The organism is Pseudomonas sp. RA_15y_Pfl1_P11 (assembly GCF_963970975.1).
Lineage (GTDB): Bacteria > Pseudomonadota > Gammaproteobacteria > Pseudomonadales > Pseudomonadaceae > Aquipseudomonas > Aquipseudomonas tritici.
Map to the genome: position 1 here is coordinate 129,758 of NZ_CAXAOY010000013.1, position 18,855 is coordinate 148,612.

General features: G+C 58.0%; 21 protein-coding genes. 3 read left to right on the forward strand and 18 right to left on the reverse strand.

The window, feature by feature from the left end; translation table 11 throughout:
* Nucleotides 1-58: 58 nt before the first annotated feature.
* The 3 genes from AACY44_RS17525 to AACY44_RS17535 form a co-directional block, all read right to left on the reverse strand.
* Nucleotides 59-814: an alpha/beta hydrolase family protein gene (locus AACY44_RS17525; protein ID WP_339417011.1), complete on the reverse strand. Its 756-nt coding sequence runs from the start codon at nt 812-814 to the stop codon at nt 59-61.
* Nucleotides 804-1,913, reverse strand: a complete 1,110-nt coding sequence (locus tag AACY44_RS17530) for a DUF3182 family protein (RefSeq protein ID WP_339457355.1) — start codon at nt 1,911-1,913, stop codon at nt 804-806. The genes AACY44_RS17525 and AACY44_RS17530 overlap by 11 nt, the downstream gene beginning before the upstream one ends.
* A gap of 171 nt (nt 1,914-2,084) precedes the next feature.
* The gene (locus tag AACY44_RS17535) at nt 2,085-3,044 is read right to left on the reverse strand and encodes a GlxA family transcriptional regulator (RefSeq protein ID WP_339530759.1); all 960 of its coding nucleotides are present in this window, start codon (nt 3,042-3,044) and stop codon (nt 2,085-2,087) included.
* 96 nt (nt 3,045-3,140) lie between these two features.
* Between AACY44_RS17535 and AACY44_RS17540 the strand changes: the two genes are divergently transcribed.
* Nucleotides 3,141-3,704: a cysteine hydrolase family protein gene (locus AACY44_RS17540; RefSeq protein WP_339417016.1), complete on the forward strand. Its 564-nt coding sequence runs from the start codon at nt 3,141-3,143 to the stop codon at nt 3,702-3,704.
* A gap of 21 nt (nt 3,705-3,725) precedes the next feature.
* Here the strand turns inward: AACY44_RS17540 and tam are convergent, their stop codons facing one another.
* Nucleotides 3,726-4,487, reverse strand: coding sequence for a trans-aconitate 2-methyltransferase (gene tam / locus AACY44_RS17545; RefSeq protein ID WP_339457350.1), 762 nt, complete (start codon nt 4,485-4,487; stop codon nt 3,726-3,728).
* Between the two features lie 100 nt (nt 4,488-4,587).
* On the opposite strand from tam, the gene AACY44_RS17550 reads away from it, so the two are divergent.
* Nucleotides 4,588-5,496 carry a LysR family transcriptional regulator gene (locus AACY44_RS17550; RefSeq protein WP_339417019.1) on the forward strand — a complete coding sequence of 303 codons (909 nt, stop codon included), beginning with the start codon at nt 4,588-4,590 and terminating at the stop codon, nt 5,494-5,496.
* Between the two features lie 19 nt (nt 5,497-5,515).
* On the opposite strand, the gene AACY44_RS17555 is transcribed toward AACY44_RS17550, so the two are convergent.
* From AACY44_RS17555 to AACY44_RS17565, 3 genes are all read right to left on the reverse strand, one after another.
* Nucleotides 5,516-6,340 carry a hypothetical protein gene (locus AACY44_RS17555; protein WP_339530761.1) on the reverse strand — a complete coding sequence of 275 codons (825 nt, stop codon included), beginning with the start codon at nt 6,338-6,340 and terminating at the stop codon, nt 5,516-5,518.
* A gap of 109 nt (nt 6,341-6,449) precedes the next feature.
* Complete coding sequence (locus tag AACY44_RS17560) at nt 6,450-6,977, reverse strand: single-stranded DNA-binding protein (RefSeq protein ID WP_010467282.1); 528 nt, start codon at nt 6,975-6,977, stop codon at nt 6,450-6,452.
* A 9-nt stretch (nt 6,978-6,986) separates the two neighbouring features.
* Nucleotides 6,987-8,381 (reverse strand): MFS transporter, encoded by a 1,395-nt coding sequence (locus tag AACY44_RS17565; RefSeq protein ID WP_339428436.1) that lies wholly within the window; start codon nt 8,379-8,381, stop codon nt 6,987-6,989.
* 178 nt (nt 8,382-8,559) lie between these two features.
* Here AACY44_RS17565 and uvrA point away from each other — a divergent pair, with 178 nt between their 5' ends.
* Nucleotides 8,560-11,394: an excinuclease ABC subunit UvrA gene (gene uvrA, locus AACY44_RS17570; protein ID WP_339436999.1), complete on the forward strand. Its 2,835-nt coding sequence runs from the start codon at nt 8,560-8,562 to the stop codon at nt 11,392-11,394.
* Nucleotides 11,395-11,460: 66 nt separating this feature from the next.
* On the opposite strand, the gene bfr is transcribed toward uvrA, so the two are convergent.
* The 11 genes from bfr to rpmD all read right to left on the reverse strand — a co-directional run bounded on the left by bfr (nt 11,461) and on the right by rpmD (nt 18,853).
* Entirely contained in the window at nt 11,461-11,925 is a 465-nt protein-coding gene (gene bfr / locus AACY44_RS17575; RefSeq protein WP_015886133.1) for a bacterioferritin, read from the reverse strand.
* A 155-nt stretch (nt 11,926-12,080) separates the two neighbouring features.
* Nucleotides 12,081-13,529, reverse strand: coding sequence for a catalase (locus AACY44_RS17580; protein WP_339457347.1), 1,449 nt, complete (start codon nt 13,527-13,529; stop codon nt 12,081-12,083).
* Between the two features lie 235 nt (nt 13,530-13,764).
* Nucleotides 13,765-14,151 (reverse strand): 50S ribosomal protein L17, encoded by a 387-nt coding sequence (gene rplQ, locus AACY44_RS17585; protein WP_017135967.1) that lies wholly within the window; start codon nt 14,149-14,151, stop codon nt 13,765-13,767.
* Nucleotides 14,152-14,192: 41 nt separating this feature from the next.
* On the reverse strand, nt 14,193-15,194 hold the full coding sequence (locus tag AACY44_RS17590; protein WP_003176403.1) for a DNA-directed RNA polymerase subunit alpha: 1,002 nt from the start codon (nt 15,192-15,194) through the stop codon (nt 14,193-14,195).
* Nucleotides 15,195-15,216: 22 nt separating this feature from the next.
* Complete coding sequence (gene rpsD, locus AACY44_RS17595) at nt 15,217-15,837, reverse strand: 30S ribosomal protein S4 (protein WP_003210056.1); 621 nt, start codon at nt 15,835-15,837, stop codon at nt 15,217-15,219.
* A gap of 18 nt (nt 15,838-15,855) precedes the next feature.
* Nucleotides 15,856-16,245, reverse strand: coding sequence for a 30S ribosomal protein S11 (gene rpsK, locus AACY44_RS17600; protein WP_002555466.1), 390 nt, complete (start codon nt 16,243-16,245; stop codon nt 15,856-15,858).
* 30 nt (nt 16,246-16,275) lie between these two features.
* Nucleotides 16,276-16,632, reverse strand: coding sequence for a 30S ribosomal protein S13 (rpsM, locus tag AACY44_RS17605; protein WP_003210063.1), 357 nt, complete (start codon nt 16,630-16,632; stop codon nt 16,276-16,278).
* Between the two features lie 129 nt (nt 16,633-16,761).
* Nucleotides 16,762-16,878: a 50S ribosomal protein L36 gene (rpmJ, locus tag AACY44_RS17610; protein ID WP_002555468.1), complete on the reverse strand. Its 117-nt coding sequence runs from the start codon at nt 16,876-16,878 to the stop codon at nt 16,762-16,764.
* Nucleotides 16,879-16,906: 28 nt separating this feature from the next.
* Nucleotides 16,907-18,235, reverse strand: a complete 1,329-nt coding sequence (gene secY, locus AACY44_RS17615) for a preprotein translocase subunit SecY (protein ID WP_003176406.1) — start codon at nt 18,233-18,235, stop codon at nt 16,907-16,909.
* Nucleotides 18,236-18,673 carry a 50S ribosomal protein L15 gene (rplO, locus tag AACY44_RS17620; RefSeq protein ID WP_003176407.1) on the reverse strand — a complete coding sequence of 146 codons (438 nt, stop codon included), beginning with the start codon at nt 18,671-18,673 and terminating at the stop codon, nt 18,236-18,238.
* 3 nt (nt 18,674-18,676) lie between these two features.
* Nucleotides 18,677-18,853 (reverse strand): 50S ribosomal protein L30, encoded by a 177-nt coding sequence (gene rpmD / locus AACY44_RS17625; protein ID WP_003176408.1) that lies wholly within the window; start codon nt 18,851-18,853, stop codon nt 18,677-18,679.
* Nucleotides 18,854-18,855 lie beyond the last annotated feature (2 nt).

The window sequence follows — 18,855 nt, forward strand, 5'->3', positions numbered from 1 at the left end:
GAATGCAGTCGAATGTGAGAGCGGGCTTGCTCGCGAAGGCGGCCTAAAGAGCACCCGATTATTGAGACTGGATAATGCTCAACCGCTCACCCACCACCATCTCGGTAATCCAGTCCACCAGGATTGAGGTGTACGCCTGCTGAGACACCGGGTCGCTGAGCGAGTGGTCGGCACCATCGATGATGCGATGAGTCAGGGAATGGGTCTGCTGGCACGCCGCGCGGTAACTCATGATGGTGGCGTGGGGCACGTGGGCATCGGTTTGCGACTCAACGATCAGCACATCACCGGTAAACGCAGAACAAGCGTGCAAGGCGCGATTGGTTTCGGCGTGGACCCGCGTGCTGCGGTAATCCATCAGGTCGGCCTTATCCAGATCACGCTTGGGTTTGAGCCATTCCTGGTCGCGGTACAGCGCCGGCACGCGCAGCGCCAGCCAGCGCACCGGGCGCAGTGAGGTGAGAATTGCCGCGAGGTAGCCGCCGTAACTGGTGCCCACCACCGCCACCGCCGAGGTGTCGATGGCCGGGTGGGACAGCAGTCGATCATAGGCCGCCAGCAGGTCGCGCAGGTTGTCTTCGCGGGTGACGCGAGACAGCGGAATGCCAGTGGCGGCATGGCCGCGCAGGTCGAAGGTGAGGCACACACAGCCCAAGCCGGCGATGCCTTTGGCTCGTTCAAGATCACGCTCTTGGCTACCGCCCCAGCCGTGCACAAACAACACGCCAGGTACTTTGGATTTGGGGCTCAGGAAGGTGCCGCTCATCTGTTCGTCGTCGATGTCGATCGCAATGCTTTCGCTTCTAGCCGTCATAAGATTTAACCGTCACGTACTTGAGAAGAAAGGCGCTGTTTTGCGCCGGGCCGCGATACACCTCAATGGCATCAGCCGGCAAGGGTTGGTCCGCGTAGGTTTCCACAGAGGACACACGGATAGCACGCAGGCCGGGGTTGTTGATAAAACTCTGCAACGCTGCGACTTCCGCGCTGCTGGCCCCGCCCATGCGCCAGGATTGTTCGAGCACGCCGCTGCGGCGTTGGCCGTCGCTGTCCAGGCCCTGAGCGATGTCGTAGTTGCGCCGCGATGCGTAGAAGCCGGGATAGGCTTCATCGGCGGCCGCGTCGAACACCTGTGCTTGTTCGATGGCTTCGCGAACGTCGTCGGGCAGTTCGAGTTGCAGCAGGGTTTCGTAGCCACCCGGCACCGCCAACAGGTCGGAGCCGCCGTAGACGTCTTCGCCCTGCCCGTCTTTCGTCAGGGATTGCTCGCCGCAGTAGCTGAACACGTGATCGCCGATGAAGCTTTGGCCGACGCTGTGGGTGATCACGTCCTGCAGGTCTTGCTCCAACACCACACCATCGCTGAAGAGCTTCGCGGCCTCAGGTCGAGCCAGCACGGCTTCGAACTCATCGAGACTGTGGATAACTTCCTGGCCTCGGCCGGCGCAGGCCTGCACGGGTTTCAGGCGAATGGGTCCGCTGTAGAGCAAGCGCGTGGCAGCGGGCCGGGCGTCTTCCAGCGCGAAGACGCTCAAACCATCCAGCACGACGTTTCGCACACGTTCGCAGAATAGCGCTGACCAACCTTCGGGCGCTTTGGCTTCAGGCCCGAGCAGACCATGGCTGATGGCTTTGGTGCAGATGAAATCGTGGTCGACGTAACCGCCCCACACATCCTCCGGCCCCTTGATATTGAGCGCACGCACCTGGGCTGCACCGACCAGGGTTTGCGTGGGCAGCAGGTAAAGTGATCGTCCCGCATGCAGAGCAGGGTCGTAGCTGCCACCGAATTTTAGCCCGAGAATCTGCGCCAGCCAGCGCGCCAGGGCGCGGTTGGTTTCGATCTCATGAAGAGGGGCGCCTTCACGTGTGGAGTGAGCGACCACCAGCTTCTTGCGTTGAGTCGGGGTCATGCGTCCCCCTTGGCCTTGCCGCCATGTGTGTGCAAGAGAGGTTGCAGGGATCAGGCCAAGGCGCTTTCGGGGCGGATGGTTGTGAAATCAAGCAGTTGCCGAAAAACCGATGGCAGTTGGCCTGCTCCATTCTGCACGACAGCGCGTCGGCGTCGCGGCGTTCTGCACGATTCAGACGCCAAAACGGTTGCGGTAATCGCTGGGCGCCAGGCCGGTGATCTTCTTGAAGGTGGCGCGGAAGGCGCTGGGGTCCTGATAGCCCACGGTCCACGCGATGTGATCAATGGTGCCGTTGGTAAACTCGAGCATCTGCCGAGCCTTGCCCACGCGCAGATGCTGACAGTATTCGGTGGGTTTCAAACCGGTGGCGTTGCGAAAGCGCCGTAGGAATGTGCGCTCCTCCAAGCCGGCCTCCAGTGCCATCGCCGCCACGGAAACATCCACTGCACCGCTGGCCTGCAACCAGTGCTGAACCTTGAGAATGGCACCGTCACCGTGGCCAAGAATCGGCGCGAAGTTACTGCCGCACTGGCTGGCGCTGTCACTGTGCTCGATCACCAGGAAACGCGCGGTATCCGCCGCAATGCTGGGGCCCATCAAGCGATCGACCAGGCGCAGGCCGAGTTCGGACCAGGCCATTAAGCCAGCGGTGGTAATCAGGTCGCCGTCATCAACGATGGGTTTATCCGCTTCAAGGCGCACGGCCGGGTAACGCGCGGCGAAGGATTTGGCGGAAGACCAATGGGTGGTGGCACTGCGCCCATCGAGCAATCCGCTGCGCGCGAGCATGATCGAACCCATGCAGACGCCACCCAGTACGGTACCTGCCGCATGTTGCCGGCGAAGCCATGCCAGTAGCGCAGGCGGCGCTTGTTCTTCGGTGAACTCACCAATCGACGGGGGCACCAGTACGGCCATCATGGGTTGATCAGGGCCGGGGTGGCTATCGAATACGCGCACCGTTTCACCGGTAGCCTCCACCTGCCAATGGCTGATCCGCAACAGCGGCAATTGCGCGGACTGGTGCTCGGCGGCGATGCGGTTGGCGACGCCGAACAGGTCGGTCAGGCCGTGCACGGCCGCCATCTGCGCCCCCTGATAGATCAACACGCCCAACTCAACCACGACCATTGTCAGTTTTCCCCCTGTTATTGTCGGTGCAGCCAATCCCAAGTGCAGGCGCCAGCTAAGATACTGGGCCCATCAACCCATCACGAGGCAACACACATGGCCAAGCAAGCGCTCATCCTAATCGATATCCAGAACGACTACTTCCCTCAAGGCAAGTGGCCACTCGACGGCGTCGAAGCCGCAGCGGACAAGGCCGTGCAGGTGTTGCAGGCGTTTCGCCAGGCGGGCGATGCGGTGATTCATGTGCGTCATGAGTTCACGTCTGAGGACGCGCCGTTCTTCACACCGGGCTCCGAGGGTGCGCATCTGCATACCAAAGTGCTGAACGAAGACAATGAGCCGGTGGTGCTTAAACATTTTGTGAATTCGTTTCGCGAGACCAACCTGCGCGCGCTGCTGGAACAACGCAGCATCACCGAACTGGTGGTGGTCGGCAGCATGAGCCATATGTGTATCGATGCGGTGGTGCGGGCGGCGGCGGACCTGGGCTACAAGGTCACGGTCATTCATGACGCGTGTGCGACCCGGGACCTGGAGTTCAATGGCCAGGTGATCCCGGCTGCGCAGGTGCATGGGGCGTATATGGCGTCGCTGGCATTCGGGTATGCGGGCGTGGTGTCGGCAAATGAGTATTTGAAGGCGCAAGCGGCGGCGGCATAACCGCCACGTGTCTTGGCGAAGTTAGCGGGTAGCGATAATGAACAGGCGCGGAAAAGGCAGCAGCACGGTGCCATCGGCCAGGGCTGGGTAAGCCTGGGTAATCCGCGCCTGGTACTCCTGCAGGAAGGCAGCCTTTTCGCGATCGGTCAACGGCGCCAGGAAGGGTCTTAGGGCCGAGGCCTTGAACCACTCCACCACCGCAGCGTGATCCGCCAGCGGGTGCTGATAGGTGGTGCGCCACACATCGACGGTGCTGCAATGGTTGCTCAGCAGCTCGTAGTAGTAGCTCGCGGCGTGGCGTTCATTGTGTTTGACCGCGCCGATCTTGGCAGACCACGGGCCATCAGCGGCAACTTCACCGGCAAGTCGGTGGGCAGGCTCATCGAGGTTGTCCGGCGTTTGCACCGCCAGCGTGCCAGCGGGTGTCAGTTGGTGGACCAAGTGCGGGTAAAGCGTGGCGTGGTCAGGCAGCCATTGCAGCGAAGCGTTGGCCAGGATCACATCGAAAGTCTGCGCGGGGTTCCAGGCGCCGATGTCCGCCAGTTCGAAGTTCTGCGCCGGTAGCCGTTGGCGTGCATCGACCAGCATGTCGTCGGAGCTGTCCATGCCGGTAACGTGCGCATGCGGGAAGCGCTCGGCCAGCACCTCGGTAGAGTTGCCGGGGCCGCAGCCCAGGTCGACAGCCGTGCGCACCTCGGTATTCGGAATGGCCGCGACCAGGTCGCGGACGGGACGAGTGCGTTGTTGTTCAAACATCGTGTATTGCTTGGCTGACCAGGTCATCGCGGCTTCCTTCTGTTTGAGGCTGGCCACAGCCTAAATCTTGTGAGCCATGAGAACAAATGCCAAGATTGGCACTCTCCCATACCTGAAAAGTATCCATATGCTGGAGCTTCGCCAACTCAAGGCCTTCGTTGCCATCGCCGAAGAAGGTTATATCACCCGCGCTGCCGAACGCTTGGGCATGCAGCAGCCGCCGTTGACACGGATGCTGCAAAGCCTCGAAGCCGAGTTGGGCGTGATGCTGATGGAGCGTTTGCCCCGAGGCGTGCGACCCACTACCGCTGGGCTCGCTTTACTGGACGAAGCCCGTGAACTACTCGCGCAGGCTGAAGGCATTGCCGATGTAGTGCGCCGTGCCGCACGGGGCGAGCGCGGACGGCTGGCAATCGGGTTCACCAGCTCGGCTGCACTGCATCCCTTTGTGCCGAGTGTGTTGCGGTTGTTTCGCGAAACCTATGTCGGCGTCACGGTGGTGTTGGAAGAAGCTGGCACCGGCGAACTGCTGGACGCGTTGGGGCACGAGAAACTGGACGCGGCGTTTATCCGCTCGCCCCTCAGCGGGACTCAATCGCTGCAGGACGACCCCATCCTGGTGGAGCCGATGCTGCTGGCGCTGCCCACTGATCATCCGCTGGCACTCGATGCGGGCTCTCCCCTGCCCTTGAAGGCATTGGCGAGCGAGTCCTTCGTGCTCTATCGCCGCCGCGTTGGGTTGGGTTTGTATGACGCGATTCTGGTGGCGTGCCGCGAAGCGGGGTTCAGCCCGCAGGTGGTGCAGGAAGCCCCGCGCATGACCGCGACACTCAGCCTGGTAGCGGCGGGACTTGGGGTGTCCATCGTGCCAGCGTCGATGCAGCGGTTGCGCGGGGACGGCATCGTGTACCGGGAACTGACGGAGTGTCAGAGCCTGGTGGCGCCACTGCATTTGGCGACGCGGATTGATGACGGATCCGCAGTGTTACGCCGGTTCAAAGAGATGGTGGTGACGGCGGCCGAGGCGGACGCCTGATCACCGATTAGGCGCTGCGTTATTTCATCCGTGTCAACGTGCTCATGTAGGGGTCGCCATTGAGGATGAAGTCCTCACGCAGGCTGCCGTCGGGCATCGGTTCAAGGCTGGTCGGGGTTTGTAGCCTGTGCTTGGGGGAGCGAAAGGAGGCTTCACTGTCCGAATAGGTGTAACGCTGAAAGTGCAGCACATCGCCCACCCAATGGACGTTGTTGTAGAGGTAATGCCAGTTCTTGTCACTGGGCGTACTGAGATAAAAGCCGCCGCTGGCATCGCGCGCGATGGTGACCATCATTACGTTGTCGGAGCCCCAGGTACCGACATAGCGGTCGATGCCCGGATGTTTGGGAATGGTTGGAGCGGCCACAAAATCGCTGGCCTTATAGGGTGCAATTCGGGCCTGTTCAGCCTTGAGATCGGGGTAGCGTTCACATAAGGAGTCGACCTTGTCGACTTTTTCAAAATCGTATCTGATCGTCATTCCGCCGGTCCGGCTGGTGAACTGCATGAACTCAGGAGAGAAGGTCAGCACCTTCAGTTCGAGGGTTTTGGACGGCAATATCATGTTGATCACCTGCCCATCCTCGACCACGGAATAGCCCATTACATCAGGCGGCTTCTGGCTGGACGTCACGCAATCGAACGCGTGCAGCACCAGTTGGCCGTCTGCCCTGAAGTCAGCCACGGTCGTTTGACCTTCGTTCAGCGCTTGCATGGCCCAGAGGCCTACGATCTGGCTTTTGTCGTCAGCGAGGGAGACTTCGGGCTTCGGGTTTCCCTGGAGGGCAGTGCAGCCGGTGAGTAGAACGGTGCTCAATGCCCATGAGAGACGTTTTTTATACACGGTGTTCGTCCATGAGTATGTGGGGTGCGTGCTCTTGCGGGTATTAACAAAAAGCCCCTGGCGCAGGGCTCAGGGGCTTTCGGGAACACTCTACAACTTTGGCTATATCCTAGAACGGAATATCGTCATCAAAGCTGTCGAAATCCGGAGCCGGTTGCGGAGCAGCCTGCTGTGGAGGCGGCGCCTGGCGCGACTGTTGCGGTGCCGACTGCTGCGGACGCGGAGCCTGCTGGCGTGGGGCCGGGGCGGACTGCTGGTAGTTATTGCCCCCGCCTTGTTGGTCGCCCTGCTGTGGACGGCCGCCCAGCAGTTGCATGGTGCCTTGCATGTCGACCACGATTTCAGTGGTGTAACGCTTGATGCCGTCTTTTTCCCACTCACGGGTTTGCAGCTTGCCTTCGATGTAGACCTGCGAACCTTTGCGCAGGTACTCACCGGCGATTTCAGCCACTTTGCCAAACATCGACACACGGTGCCACTCGGTTTTCTCGACCTTCTGACCGGTCTGCTTGTCGGTCCACTGCTCGCTGGTCGCCAGACTCAGGTTGGTCACGGCGTTACCGTTAGGCAAGTAGCGAACTTCGGGATCCTGGCCGCATGTACCGACCAATATGACTTTGTTAACCCCACGGGCCATAACGTTCTCCTAGGCTGGGCGCGCTGTCGGCACTGGGTTGACCAGTTGCTCAAGCGTCGCGCGATCCAATAATTCGGTGTCCAATTTGATGTAAATGGCCGCTTCTTCAGCGACCACGACTGCATCTGTTACTCCAACAACGGCCTTAAGGCGCTCTACCAGGCCAGCGTCACGAATGGCTTCGGGCGACAACGGCAGGCGCAGGCTTGTGACGTATGGAGGTTCGCGCATGGTAACAGCAAAGGCCAGCCAAAGTGCAGCCAGCCCTGCGCATCCAAGGAACACAACCGACAAACCGCCATGCTGGAACATCCAGCCACCCATGATGCCGCCCAGTGCAGAACCCAGGAACTGGCTGGTGGAATACACCCCCATGGCCGTCCCTTTGCCACCGGCCGGTGAAACCTTACTGATCAGCGAAGGCAATGAAGCCTCCAGCAGGTTGAACGCGGTGAAAAATACCACCGTGCCGATTACCAGCGCCCGCAGGCTGTCGCCGAACTGCCAGAAGAATAGCTCAGTGAGCATCAACGTCGCGACGGCACCCAAGAGAACTCGTTTCATTTTGCGTTTCTTCTCGCCATAGATGATGAACGGGATCATGGCGAAGAACGAAATCAACAGCGCGGTGAGGTAGACCCACCAGTGCTGTTCCTTGGGTAGCCCGGCTTTTTCCACCAGCGCCAGGGGCAAGGCGACGAAGCTGCACATGAGCATGGCGTGTAATACGAAGATACCTAAATCCAGGCGCAGCAGGTCGGGATGCTTGAGCGTCGGCAATAACGCCTTGCGCGCGACGCCCGACTCGCGGTGCTGCAACGTACCGGTGGAGCGCGGCACCATAAAGGCAACGATCACGATACCGAACAGCGCCATGCCGCCGGTGACCAGAAACAGCCCGTGCAAGCCGAACGCGCGTGTCAGCAGGGGGCCGACGACCATGGCCACGGCAAACGACAGGCCGATGGTCATGCCGATCATGGCCATGGCCTTGGTGCGGTGTTGTTCACGGGTCAGGTCTGATAGCAGCGCCATGACCGCGGCGGAAATCGCACCGGCCCCTTGCAGGATGCGTCCGGCAATCACGCCCCATATCGAATCCGATTGCGCCGCGAGCACACTGCCGAGAGCGAACACGATCAGACCCAGATAGATCACCGGACGGCGGCCGATGCGGTCAGAAATGATCCCGAATGGAATCTGAAAAATCGCCTGGGTCAGGCCATAGGCGCCAATGGCGAGGCCGATCAATGCCGGGGTCGCGCCTGGGAGGTCCATCCCATAGGTCGCCAGCACCGGCAACACCATAAACATGCCCAGCATACGGAAGGCGAACACCAGGGCAAGACCGCTTGCCGCTCGGGTCTCGCCGCTACTCATGCGTTCGCTGTGGGGATCGTGCATGGAAAAACCTCGTGTGAACCGGCGGCGATTCTACCAGTCCCATCGATTGAGAGGGTATATGCGGCGCTTTGCCGCGCAGCTTTCATCTAAGGCTGCAAGCGGCCTTTTGGCAGTGTATATTCATCCAGTCTTTAGCCGTATACTCCGGCATTATTTACGCCCGCCGTGCGAGGCCATCTTGGACAAGATCCTGATTCGTGGGGCTAGAACCCACAACCTGAAGAACATCGACCTGACCCTGCCACGGGACAAACTGATTGTCATCACCGGCTTGTCCGGATCCGGCAAATCGTCGCTGGCGTTTGACACGCTGTATGCCGAGGGCCAGCGTCGCTATGTGGAATCGCTGTCGGCCTATGCCCGCCAGTTCCTGTCGATGATGGAAAAGCCCGACGTCGACACCATTGAAGGCCTGTCGCCGGCCATTTCCATCGAGCAAAAATCGACTTCCCATAACCCGCGCTCCACCGTGGGCACCATTACCGAAATCTACGACTACCTGCGTCTGCTGTACGCACGCGTGGGTATTCCGCGTTGCCCGGACCACGATATTCCCCTGGAAGCCCAGACCGTGAGCCAAATGGTCGACTTGGTGCTCGCCCAGCCGGAAGGCGCCAAGCTGATGCTGCTGGCACCGGTGATTCGTGAGCGCAAGGGCGAACACCTTTCCGTCTTCGAAGAACTGCGTGCGCAAGGCTTTGTAAGGGCGCGAATCAACGGCAAGCTCTACGAGCTGGACGAAGCGCCGAAGCTCGACAAGCAGAAGAAGCACTCGATTGATGTGGTAGTCGACCGCTTCAAGGTACGGGCAGACCTGCAGCAGCGCCTTGCGGAATCCTTCGAAACCGCGTTGAAGCTGGCCGACGGCATTGCCCTCGTGGCCCCGATGGATGACGAGCCGGGCGAAGAGATCATCTTCTCCGCGCGCTTTGCTTGCCCGATCTGCGGGCACGCCATCAGTGAGCTGGAACCCAAGCTGTTCTCCTTCAACAACCCGGCCGGCGCGTGCCCGACCTGTGATGGCCTGGGGGTGAAGCAGTTCTTCGACATCAAGCGTCTGGTCAACGGTGACTTGACCCTGGCGGAAGGCGCGATACGTGGCTGGGACAGGCGTAACGTTTACTACTTCCAAATGTTGGGGTCGTTGGCGTCGCATTATAAATTCAGCCTGGAAGTGCCATTCAACCAACTGCCGGCGGACCAACAGAAGGTCATCCTCCACGGCAGTGGTTCGCAGAATGTCGACTTCAAGTACTTGAATGACCGTGGCGATATCGTCAAGCGCTCGCACCCGTTCGAAGGCATCGTGCCGAACCTTGAGCGTCGCTACCGCGAGACTGAATCGGCCAGCGTGCGCGAAGAGTTGGCAAAATTCCTCAGCACCCAGCCTTGCCCGGATTGCCGTGGTACTCGCCTGCGTCGAGAGGCGCGGCATGTGTGGGTGGGCGAGAAGACATTGCCTGCGGTGACCAACCTGCCCATCGGTGATGCCTGCGAGTACTTTGGTGTGCTCAAGTTGACCGGTCGCCGTGGGGAAATCGCCGACAAGATTCTCAAGGAAATTCGCGAGCGGTTGCAGTTCCTGGTCAACGTTGGCCTGGATTACCTGTCGCTGGATCGAAGTGCCGACACCTTGTCTGGTGGTGAAGCCCAGCGAATTCGCTTGGCCAGCCAGATTGGTGCCGGGCTCGTGGGGGTGCTGTACATCCTCGATGAACCGTCGATTGGCTTGCACCAACGCGACAACGATCGCCTGCTGGGCACGCTGAAACACCTTCGGGACATCGGCAACACGGTGATCGTGGTCGAGCACGATGAAGATGCGATTCGCCTGGCGGATTACGTGGTTGATATTGGCCCGGGCGCGGGTGTGCATGGCGGCCATATTGTCGCCGAAGGTACGCCTGCAGAAGTCATGGCCCATCCGGACTCGCTGACCGGCAAGTACTTGTCTGGCCGTGTGAAAATTGCCGTGCCGGCCAAACGTACACCGCGCAACAAGAAGCAGGCGCTGCACCTCAAGGGCGCGCGCGGCAACAACTTGCGCAATGTCGACCTGGAAATTCCGCTGGGCCTGCTGACCTGCGTGACCGGTGTTTCCGGCTCGGGCAAATCAACGCTGATCAACAACACGCTGTTCCCCTTGAGTGCCACCGCCTTGAACGGCGCGACGACTCTGGAAGCGGCTGCTCACGACAGCATCAAGGGTTTGGAGCTGCTGGACAAAGTCGTCGATATCGACCAGAGCCCTATTGGCCGCACGCCGCGTTCCAACCCGGCGACCTACACCGGGTTGTTTACACCCATTCGTGAGTTGTTTGCTGGCGTTCCGGAGTCCCGCTCGCGGGGTTATGGGCCGGGCCGGTTCTCGTTCAACGTCAAGGGCGGTCGCTGTGAAGCGTGCCAAGGCGATGGCTTGATCAAGGTGGAGATGCACTTCCTGCCGGACATTTACGTGCCGTGCGATGTGTGCAAGAGCAAGCGCTATAACCGCGAGACCCTGGAGATCAAATACAAGGGCAAAAGCATCCACGAAACCCTGGAGATGACCATCGAGGAAGCGCGGGTGTTCTTTGACGCGGTTCCGGCGTTGGCGCGCAAGCTGCAGACACTGATGGATGTAGGCCTGTCGTATATCAAGCTGGGTCAATCGGCGACCACGTTGTCCGGTGGTGAGGCGCAACGGGTGAAGCTGTCCCGCGAGTTGTCCAAGCGCGACACCGGCAAGACCCTGTACATCCTCGATGAGCCGACCACCGGCCTGCATTTTGCGGATATACAGCAACTGCTGGACGTGTTGCACCGCCTGCGCGACCACGGCAACACCGTTGTAGTGATCGAGCACAACCTGGATGTGATCAAGACCGCCGACTGGTTGGTTGACTTGGGGCCTGAAGGTGGCTCGAAAGGTGGCCAGATCATCGCGGTAGGCACACCGGAGCAAGTTTCCGAAATGACGCAATCACACACGGGCTTCTACTTGAAGCCGTTACTGGAGCGCGACCGGGCCTGAATTTTTCAGGCCCAATGAAAAGCCCCTGTCACGTTGCGGTGAGAGGGGCTTTTTTGTAGCCGGGAATCAGAACTGCGATTGCAGGTAATTCTCCAAGCCGACCAGCTTGATCAGGCCCAACTGCTTTTCAAGCCAATAGGTATGATCTTCTTCGGTGTCATTCAACTGCACCCGCAGGATTTCCCGGGTGACATAGTCATTATGCTGCTCACAGAGCTCGATGCCTTTGCAGAGCGCGGCACGGACCTTGTACTCGAGGCGCAGGTCGGCAGCGAGCATGTCAGGCACCGTGGTGCCCACATCCAGATCATCGGGACGCATACGTGGCGTGCCTTCGAGCATGAGGATACGGCGCATCAGTGCGTCGGCGTGCTGTGCCTCTTCTTCCATCTCATGGTTGATACGCTCGTAGAGCTCGGTAAAGCCCCAGTCTTCATACATGCGCGAATGGATGAAATATTGGTCACGAGCAGCCAGTTCGCCCGTCAGCAACGTGTTGAGGTAATCGATTACGTCGGGGTGACCTTGCATCGCCCTACATCTCCCTGCTTGAAAGTCTGTAGTTTGAACCATGATGACCCGGAGGTCACGGGATCAACGGCAGAAAAGTGAAGATTTCCCGAGAAAAGTGGCTGAAATAACGCAAAAACCGCCCAATTGAGGGCGGTTCTGCTTATCGTTTAGAGTTAGTTAAGCGATACACCCAGTGCCTTTGCGATTGCTTCTCCATAAGCAGGATCTGCTTTGTAGAAATGCTGCAACTGGCGCTGAACCACATCACTGGAAACGCCCCCCATTGCACCGGCGATGTTGTTGGTGAGCAACGCTTTCTGCTCATCGTTCATCAGGCGGAACAGCGCACCTGCGTGGCTGTAGTAATCGGTGTCTTCCCGGTGATCATAACGGTCAGCAGCACCGCTCAATGCCAACACAGGCTCTGCGTATTGTGGTGCCTGCTTCGGGGCGTCTGCGTAGCTGTTCGGCTCATAATTGGGCGCCGCACCACCGTTGCTGCCAAATGCCATCGAACCATCACGCTGATAGCTGTTCACCTGGTTACGCGGGGCATTCACCGGCAGTTGCTGGTGATTGGTGCCGACGCGGTAACGGTGAGCATCTGCGTATGCGAACACACGACCTTGCAGCATACGGTCTGGCGACAGGCCTACACCTGGCACCATGTTGCTCGGGCCGAACGCAGCCTGCTCCACTTCAGCGAAGTAGTTCTGCGGATTGCGGTTGAGTTCGAGCTCGCCAACCTCGATTAACGGGAACTCCTTCTGCGACCAGGTCTTGGTCACGTCAAAGGGGTTCTCGTAGTGGGCATTAGCCTGGGCCTCCGTCATGATCTGGATGCAGACCCGCCATTTCGGGAAATCACCGCGCTCAATCGCGCCGAACAGATCGCGTTGGGCGTAATCCGGGTCGGTACCGGCCAGGCGCGCGGCCTCAGCCGGCGCCAAGTTCTTGATGCCTTGCTTAGTCTTGTAGTGCCACTTCACCCAGTGGCGCTCGCCATTGGCGTTAATCAGGCTGTAGGTGTGACTGCCGAAGCCGTGCATGTGGCGATAGCCATCAGGGATGCCACGGTCCGAAAACAGAATGGTGACCTGGTGCAGTGCCTCCGGAGAGTGCGACCAGAAGTCCCACATCATCTGAGCGCTTTTGAGATTGCTTTGCGGCAGGCGCTTTTGGGTGTGGATGAAGTCCGGAAACTTTAAAGGATCGCGAATGAAGAACACTGGGGTGTTGTTACCGACGACGTCCCAGTTGCCTTCTTCGGTGTAGAACTTCAAGGCGAAGCCGCGTGGATCGCGCTCGGTATCAGCCGAACCGCGCTCACCACCAACGGTGGAAAAGCGCAAGAAGGTCGGGGTTTGCTTGCCAACAGACTCAAACAACTTGGCGCTGGTGTATCGGGTAATGTCTTGAGTCACCGTAAAAGTACCGAAGGCACCCGAACCTTTCGCGTGCACGCGACGTTCCGGAATGTTTTCACGGTTGAAGTGCGCGAGCTTCTCGATCAGGTGGAAATCGTCGAGCAGCAATGGGCCACGTGGACCGGCGGAACGGGAATTCTGATTGTCCGCAACGGGCGCGCCGCTGGCGGTAGTAAGGATTTTATTCTGGCTCATGCAATCTTCCTCAGGTCGGACTTGGAACTGCCGGCTAGTCGGCTTGGAGGGAGTATTGATCATCGATATGAAGCTATCAAATTTATTAAATTGTCGGCATCGATAGAAAATAACTAACAACATCCCCAGCACTCATAGTGCCGAGCACAGCCCGTGAACGCTTGTAAAATCGCGCTTTTATTACGCACACAAAAAACCGGGCACTAGGCCCGGTTCTTCGTTACAGCTTGTCGTCTTACTCGGCGCTTACAGCTTCGCCGGCAGTAGCACGATCAACCAACTCGACGTACGCCATTGGCGCGTTGTCGCCAGTGCGGAAACCGCACTTGAGGATGCGCAGGTAGCCACCCTCACGGGTAGCGTAACGCTTGCCCAGGTCGTTGAAGAGCTTACCAACGATAGCTTTCGAACGAGTACGGTCGAAAACCAAACGGCGGTTAGCCAGGCTGTCTGTCTTAGCCAAAGTGATCAGCGGCTCAGCAACGCGACGCAGTTCTTTAGCTTTTGGCAGTGTAGTTTTGATCAGCTCGTGCTCGAACAGCGACACCGCCATGTTTTGAAACATGGCCTTGCGGTGCGAGCTGGTACGGCTCAGGTGACGACCACTTTTACGATGACGCATGGTTCATTCCTTACCAAACTCACGTTCGGTGATTACGACGATCAGGCAGTCGCCTTGTCGTCCTTCTTAAGACTTGCAGGCGGCCAGTTGTCGAGGCGCATGCCGAGGGACAGACCGCGGGAGGCCAGAACGTCCTTGATTTCAGTCAAGGATTTCTTGCCGAGGTTCGGAGTCTTCAACAGTTCTACTTCGGTGCGCTGAATCAGGTCACCGATGTAGTAAATGTTTTCCGCCTTAAGGCAGTTAGCCGAACGTACAGTCAGTTCCAGATCGTCAACCGGGCGAAGCAGGATCGGATCGATCTCGTCTTCCTGCTCGATTACCACTGGTTCGCTGTCACCTTTGAGGTCGACGAACGCAGCCAACTGCTGTTGCAGAATGGTTGCAGCGCGGCGTATAGCCTCTTCAGGATCGAGAGTACCGTTGGTTTCCAGATCAATAACCAGCTTGTCCAGGTTAGTACGCTGCTCGACACGGGCGTTTTCCACCACGTATGCGATACGGCGAACCGGGCTGAACGAAGAATCAAGCTGCAAGCGACCAATGCTGCGGCTTTCATCTTCATCGCTCTGACGCGAGTCGGCCGGTTCATAACCACGACCACGAGCTACAGTGAGCTTCATGTTCAGGGCGCCGTTAGACGCCAGGTTAGCGATTACGTGATCGGGATTAACGATCTCGACATCATGATCCAGCTGAATATCGGCAGCGGTAACCACCCCCGAACCCTTCTTCGACAAGGTCAGCGTAACTTCGTCACGGCCGTGCAGCTTGATAGCCAGACCTTTAAGGTTCAACAGGATTTCAATTACGTCTTCCTGTACACCTTCGATGGCGCTGTACTCGTGGAGCACACCGTCAATCTCGGCCTCGACTACTGCACAGCCGGGCATTGAGGACAACAGGATGCGGCGCAGCGCGTTGCCCAGGGTGTGGCCAAAACCACGCTCGAGAGGCTCGAGAGTAATTTTGGCGCGGGTTGGACTGACAACCTGCACATCAATGTGGCGGGGTGTCAGGAACTCATTTACCGAAATCTGCATGGATGCACCTATTTTCTAGCCCTTACTTGGAGTAGAGCTCGACAATCAGGCTTTCGTTGATGTCGGCGGACAGATCACTGCGAGCAGGAACGTTCTTGAAAACGCCCGACTTCTTCTCAGTGTCTACTTCTACCCATTCTACGCGGCCACGTTGGGCACACAGATCGAGAGCTTGGACAATGCGAAGTTGGTTTTTTGCTTTCTCGCGAATCGCGACCACGTCACCAGCACGAACCTGGTAGGACGGGACGTTAACGGTTTGGCCGTTTACGCTGACGGATTTGTGCGATACCAGCTGACGGGATTCGGCGCGAGTCGAACCAAAGCCCATACGGTATACAACGTTGTCCAGACGGCATTCGAGCAGTTGCAGCAGGTTTTCACCGGTTGCACCTTTCTTGCCAGCAGCTTCTTTGTAGTAGCCGCTGAATTGACGCTCGAGAACGCCGTAGATACGACGGACCTTCTGCTTTTCACGCAGTTGGGTGCCGTAATCGGACTGGCGACCGCGGCGTTGGCCGTGGATACCAGGTGCTGCTTCAATGTTGCACTTCGATTCGATCGCGCGCACGCCGCTCTTCAAGAAGAGATCGGTGCCTTCACGACGAGCGAGTTTGCATTTTGGACCAATGTAACGAGCCATTCTTTACAATCTCCTGGATTACACGCGGCGCTTCTTCGGCGGACGGCACCCGTTGTGCGGGATTGGCGTCACGTCGGTGATGCTGGCGATCTTATAGCCACAGCCGTTCAAAGCACGGACAGCAGACTCACGACCTGGACCTGGACCTTTGACGTTAACGTCAAGGTTTTTCAGGCCATATTCCAGCGCAGCTTGACCAGCACGTTCAGCAGCTACTTGAGCAGCGAACGGGGTGGACTTGCGGGAACCGCGGAAACCCGAACCACCGGAGGTAGCCCAAGAAAGCGCGTTACCTTGACGGTCGGTGATGGTCACGATTGTGTTGTTAAAAGAAGCATGGATGTGGGCGATGCCATCAACCACTGTCTTTTTAACTTTTTTACGAGGACGAGCAGCAGGTTTAGCCATGATAATTTTCCTGTCGATTCGCGTGGGCGATTACTTGCGGATCGGCTTACGCGGACCTTTACGGGTACGCGCGTTAGTCTTGGTACGCTGACCGCGTACTGGAAGACCACGACGATGACGCAGACCACGGTAGCAACCGAGGTCCATCAAACGCTTGATTTTCATGTTGATTTCGCGACGCAGGTCACCTTCAGTGGTGAACTTCGCCACTTCGCCACGCAACAGCTCAATCTGCTCGTCGCTCAGATCTTTGATCTTTGCGGCTGGGTTTACCCCAGTGTCTGCGCAAATTTTCTGCGCAGTAGTGCGACCAACACCATAGATGTAGGTCAGCGAGATAACAGTGTGCTTGTTATCTGGAATGTTAACGCCTGCAATACGGGCCATTCAGTGGGACTCCAATTGACAGCTACCTACGCCCCGGAAGCCAAGAAATAGGGCGCGAGATAATATCGCTGTAATAACAAATAATCAACCCGGCAGCGCACTAGCTGCCGGGCTTCAAGCGGATCACACTCAGCCTTGGCGCTGTTTGTGACGCGGTTCCGCGCTGCAAATTACTCGAACAACACCTTCGCGGCGAATAATCTTGCAGTTACGGCACAGCTTTTTCACCGATGCACGAACTTTCATCACCAACTCCTCGAACCTTATGGGGTACTCAGCGCAACATGCCGCTGCCGTAGCCCTTCAGGTTGGCTTTCTTCATCAGGGATTCGTACTGGTGCGAAACGAGGTGCGATTGTACTTGGGACATGAAGTCCATCACAACCACGACCACGATCAGCAACGAGGTCCCGCCAAGGTAGAACGGAACGTTTGCTGCAACCACCAGGAACTGGGGAAGCAAGCACACGGCCGTCATATATAGAGCACCGAACAGGGTCAAACGGGTCAGAACGCCATCAATGTAGCGTGCAGACTGCTCACCTGGACGGATACCCGGAATAAAGGCACCGGACTTCTTCAGGTTTTCCGCTACGTCTTTCGGATTGAACATCAACGCCGTATAGAAGAAGCAGAAGAAAATAATCCCTGCACTAAACAGCAGAATATTCAACGGCTGACCAGGAGCGATCGACTGAGAGAGGTCCTGCAGCCAGCCCATATTTTCAGACTGACCAAACCAGGTACCCAACGAAGCCGGAAACAGCAAAATGCTGCTCGCGAAAATTGCCGGAATAACGCCGGCCATATTCACTTTCAGCGGCAAGTGGCTGGTCTGCGCAGCAAAAACCTTACGGCCCTGCTGACGCTTGGCGTAATGAACAGCAATACGACGCTGGCCACGCTCAATGAACACCACAAAACCGATAATCGCTACTGCCAGCAAACCGATAGCAACCAAAGCGAAAATATTGATATCACCCTGACGTGCAGACTCGAAAGACTGCCCAATTGCTCTCGGAAGACCGGCGACGATACCTGCGAAAATCAACATCGAGATACCGTTACCAACACCACGCTCAGTAATCTGCTCACCCAGCCACATCATGAACATCGCACCAGCCACAAAAGTGGATACCGCGACGAAATGGAAGCCAAAGTCACCAGTGAACGCAACACCCTGCCCGGCCAGACCAACGGACATGCCGATAGCTTGAACCAAGGCGAGGATGACAGTGCCGTAGCGGGTGTACTGGCTAATCTTGCGACGGCCAGCTTCACCTTCCTTCTTCAACTGCTCCAGCTGCGGGCTGACGGCTGTCATCAGTTGCATGATGATCGATGCCGAAATATACGGCATGATCCCCAGTGCAAAGATACTCATACGTTCCAGCGCGCCGCCGGAAAACATGTTGAACAAGCTAAGAATGGTCCCCTCATTCTGTCGAAACAGGTCTGCGAGTCGGTCCGGGTTGATACCTGGAACCGGGATGTGTGCGCCTATTCGGTAGACGATAATCGCCAGGAACAGAAAACGCAGACGAGCCCAAAGTTCAGACATACCGCCTTTGCCGAGCGCTGAGAGAGCACCTTGCTTAGCCATTTATTCCTCGAACTTGCCGCCAGCTGCTTCGATAGCCGAACGCGCACCTTTGGTGGCGCCGATTCCCTTGCCGATAGTGACAGCGCGAGTCACTTCACCGGACAGCATGATTTTCACACGCTGTACGTTGACGTTGATCACGTTGGCATCTTTCAGGGTCTGCACAGTAACGATGTCGCCTTCCACTTTGGCCAGCTCGGACAAGCGCACTTCTGCGCGGTCCATGGCTTTCAGGGATACGAAACCGAACTTAGGCAGGCGACGATGCAGCGGCTGTTGACCGCCTTCAAAGCCCGGAGCGATTGTGCCACCGGAGCGGGAGGTTTGACCTTTGTGGCCACGGCCACCAGTCTTACCCAAACCGCTACCGATACCACGGCCCGGACGATGCTTTTCGCGACGGGAACCCGGCGCTGGACTCAGATCATTGAGTTTCATCGATTAACCCTCTACACGCAGCATGTAGTAAGCCTTGTTGATCATCCCGCGATTCTCGGGAGTATCCTGGACTTCTACAGTGTGACCGATGCGACGCAGACCCAGACCTTTAACGCACAGTTTGTGGTTAGGGATGCGGCCGGTCATGCTTTTGATCAGCGTTACTTTAACGGTAGCCATGA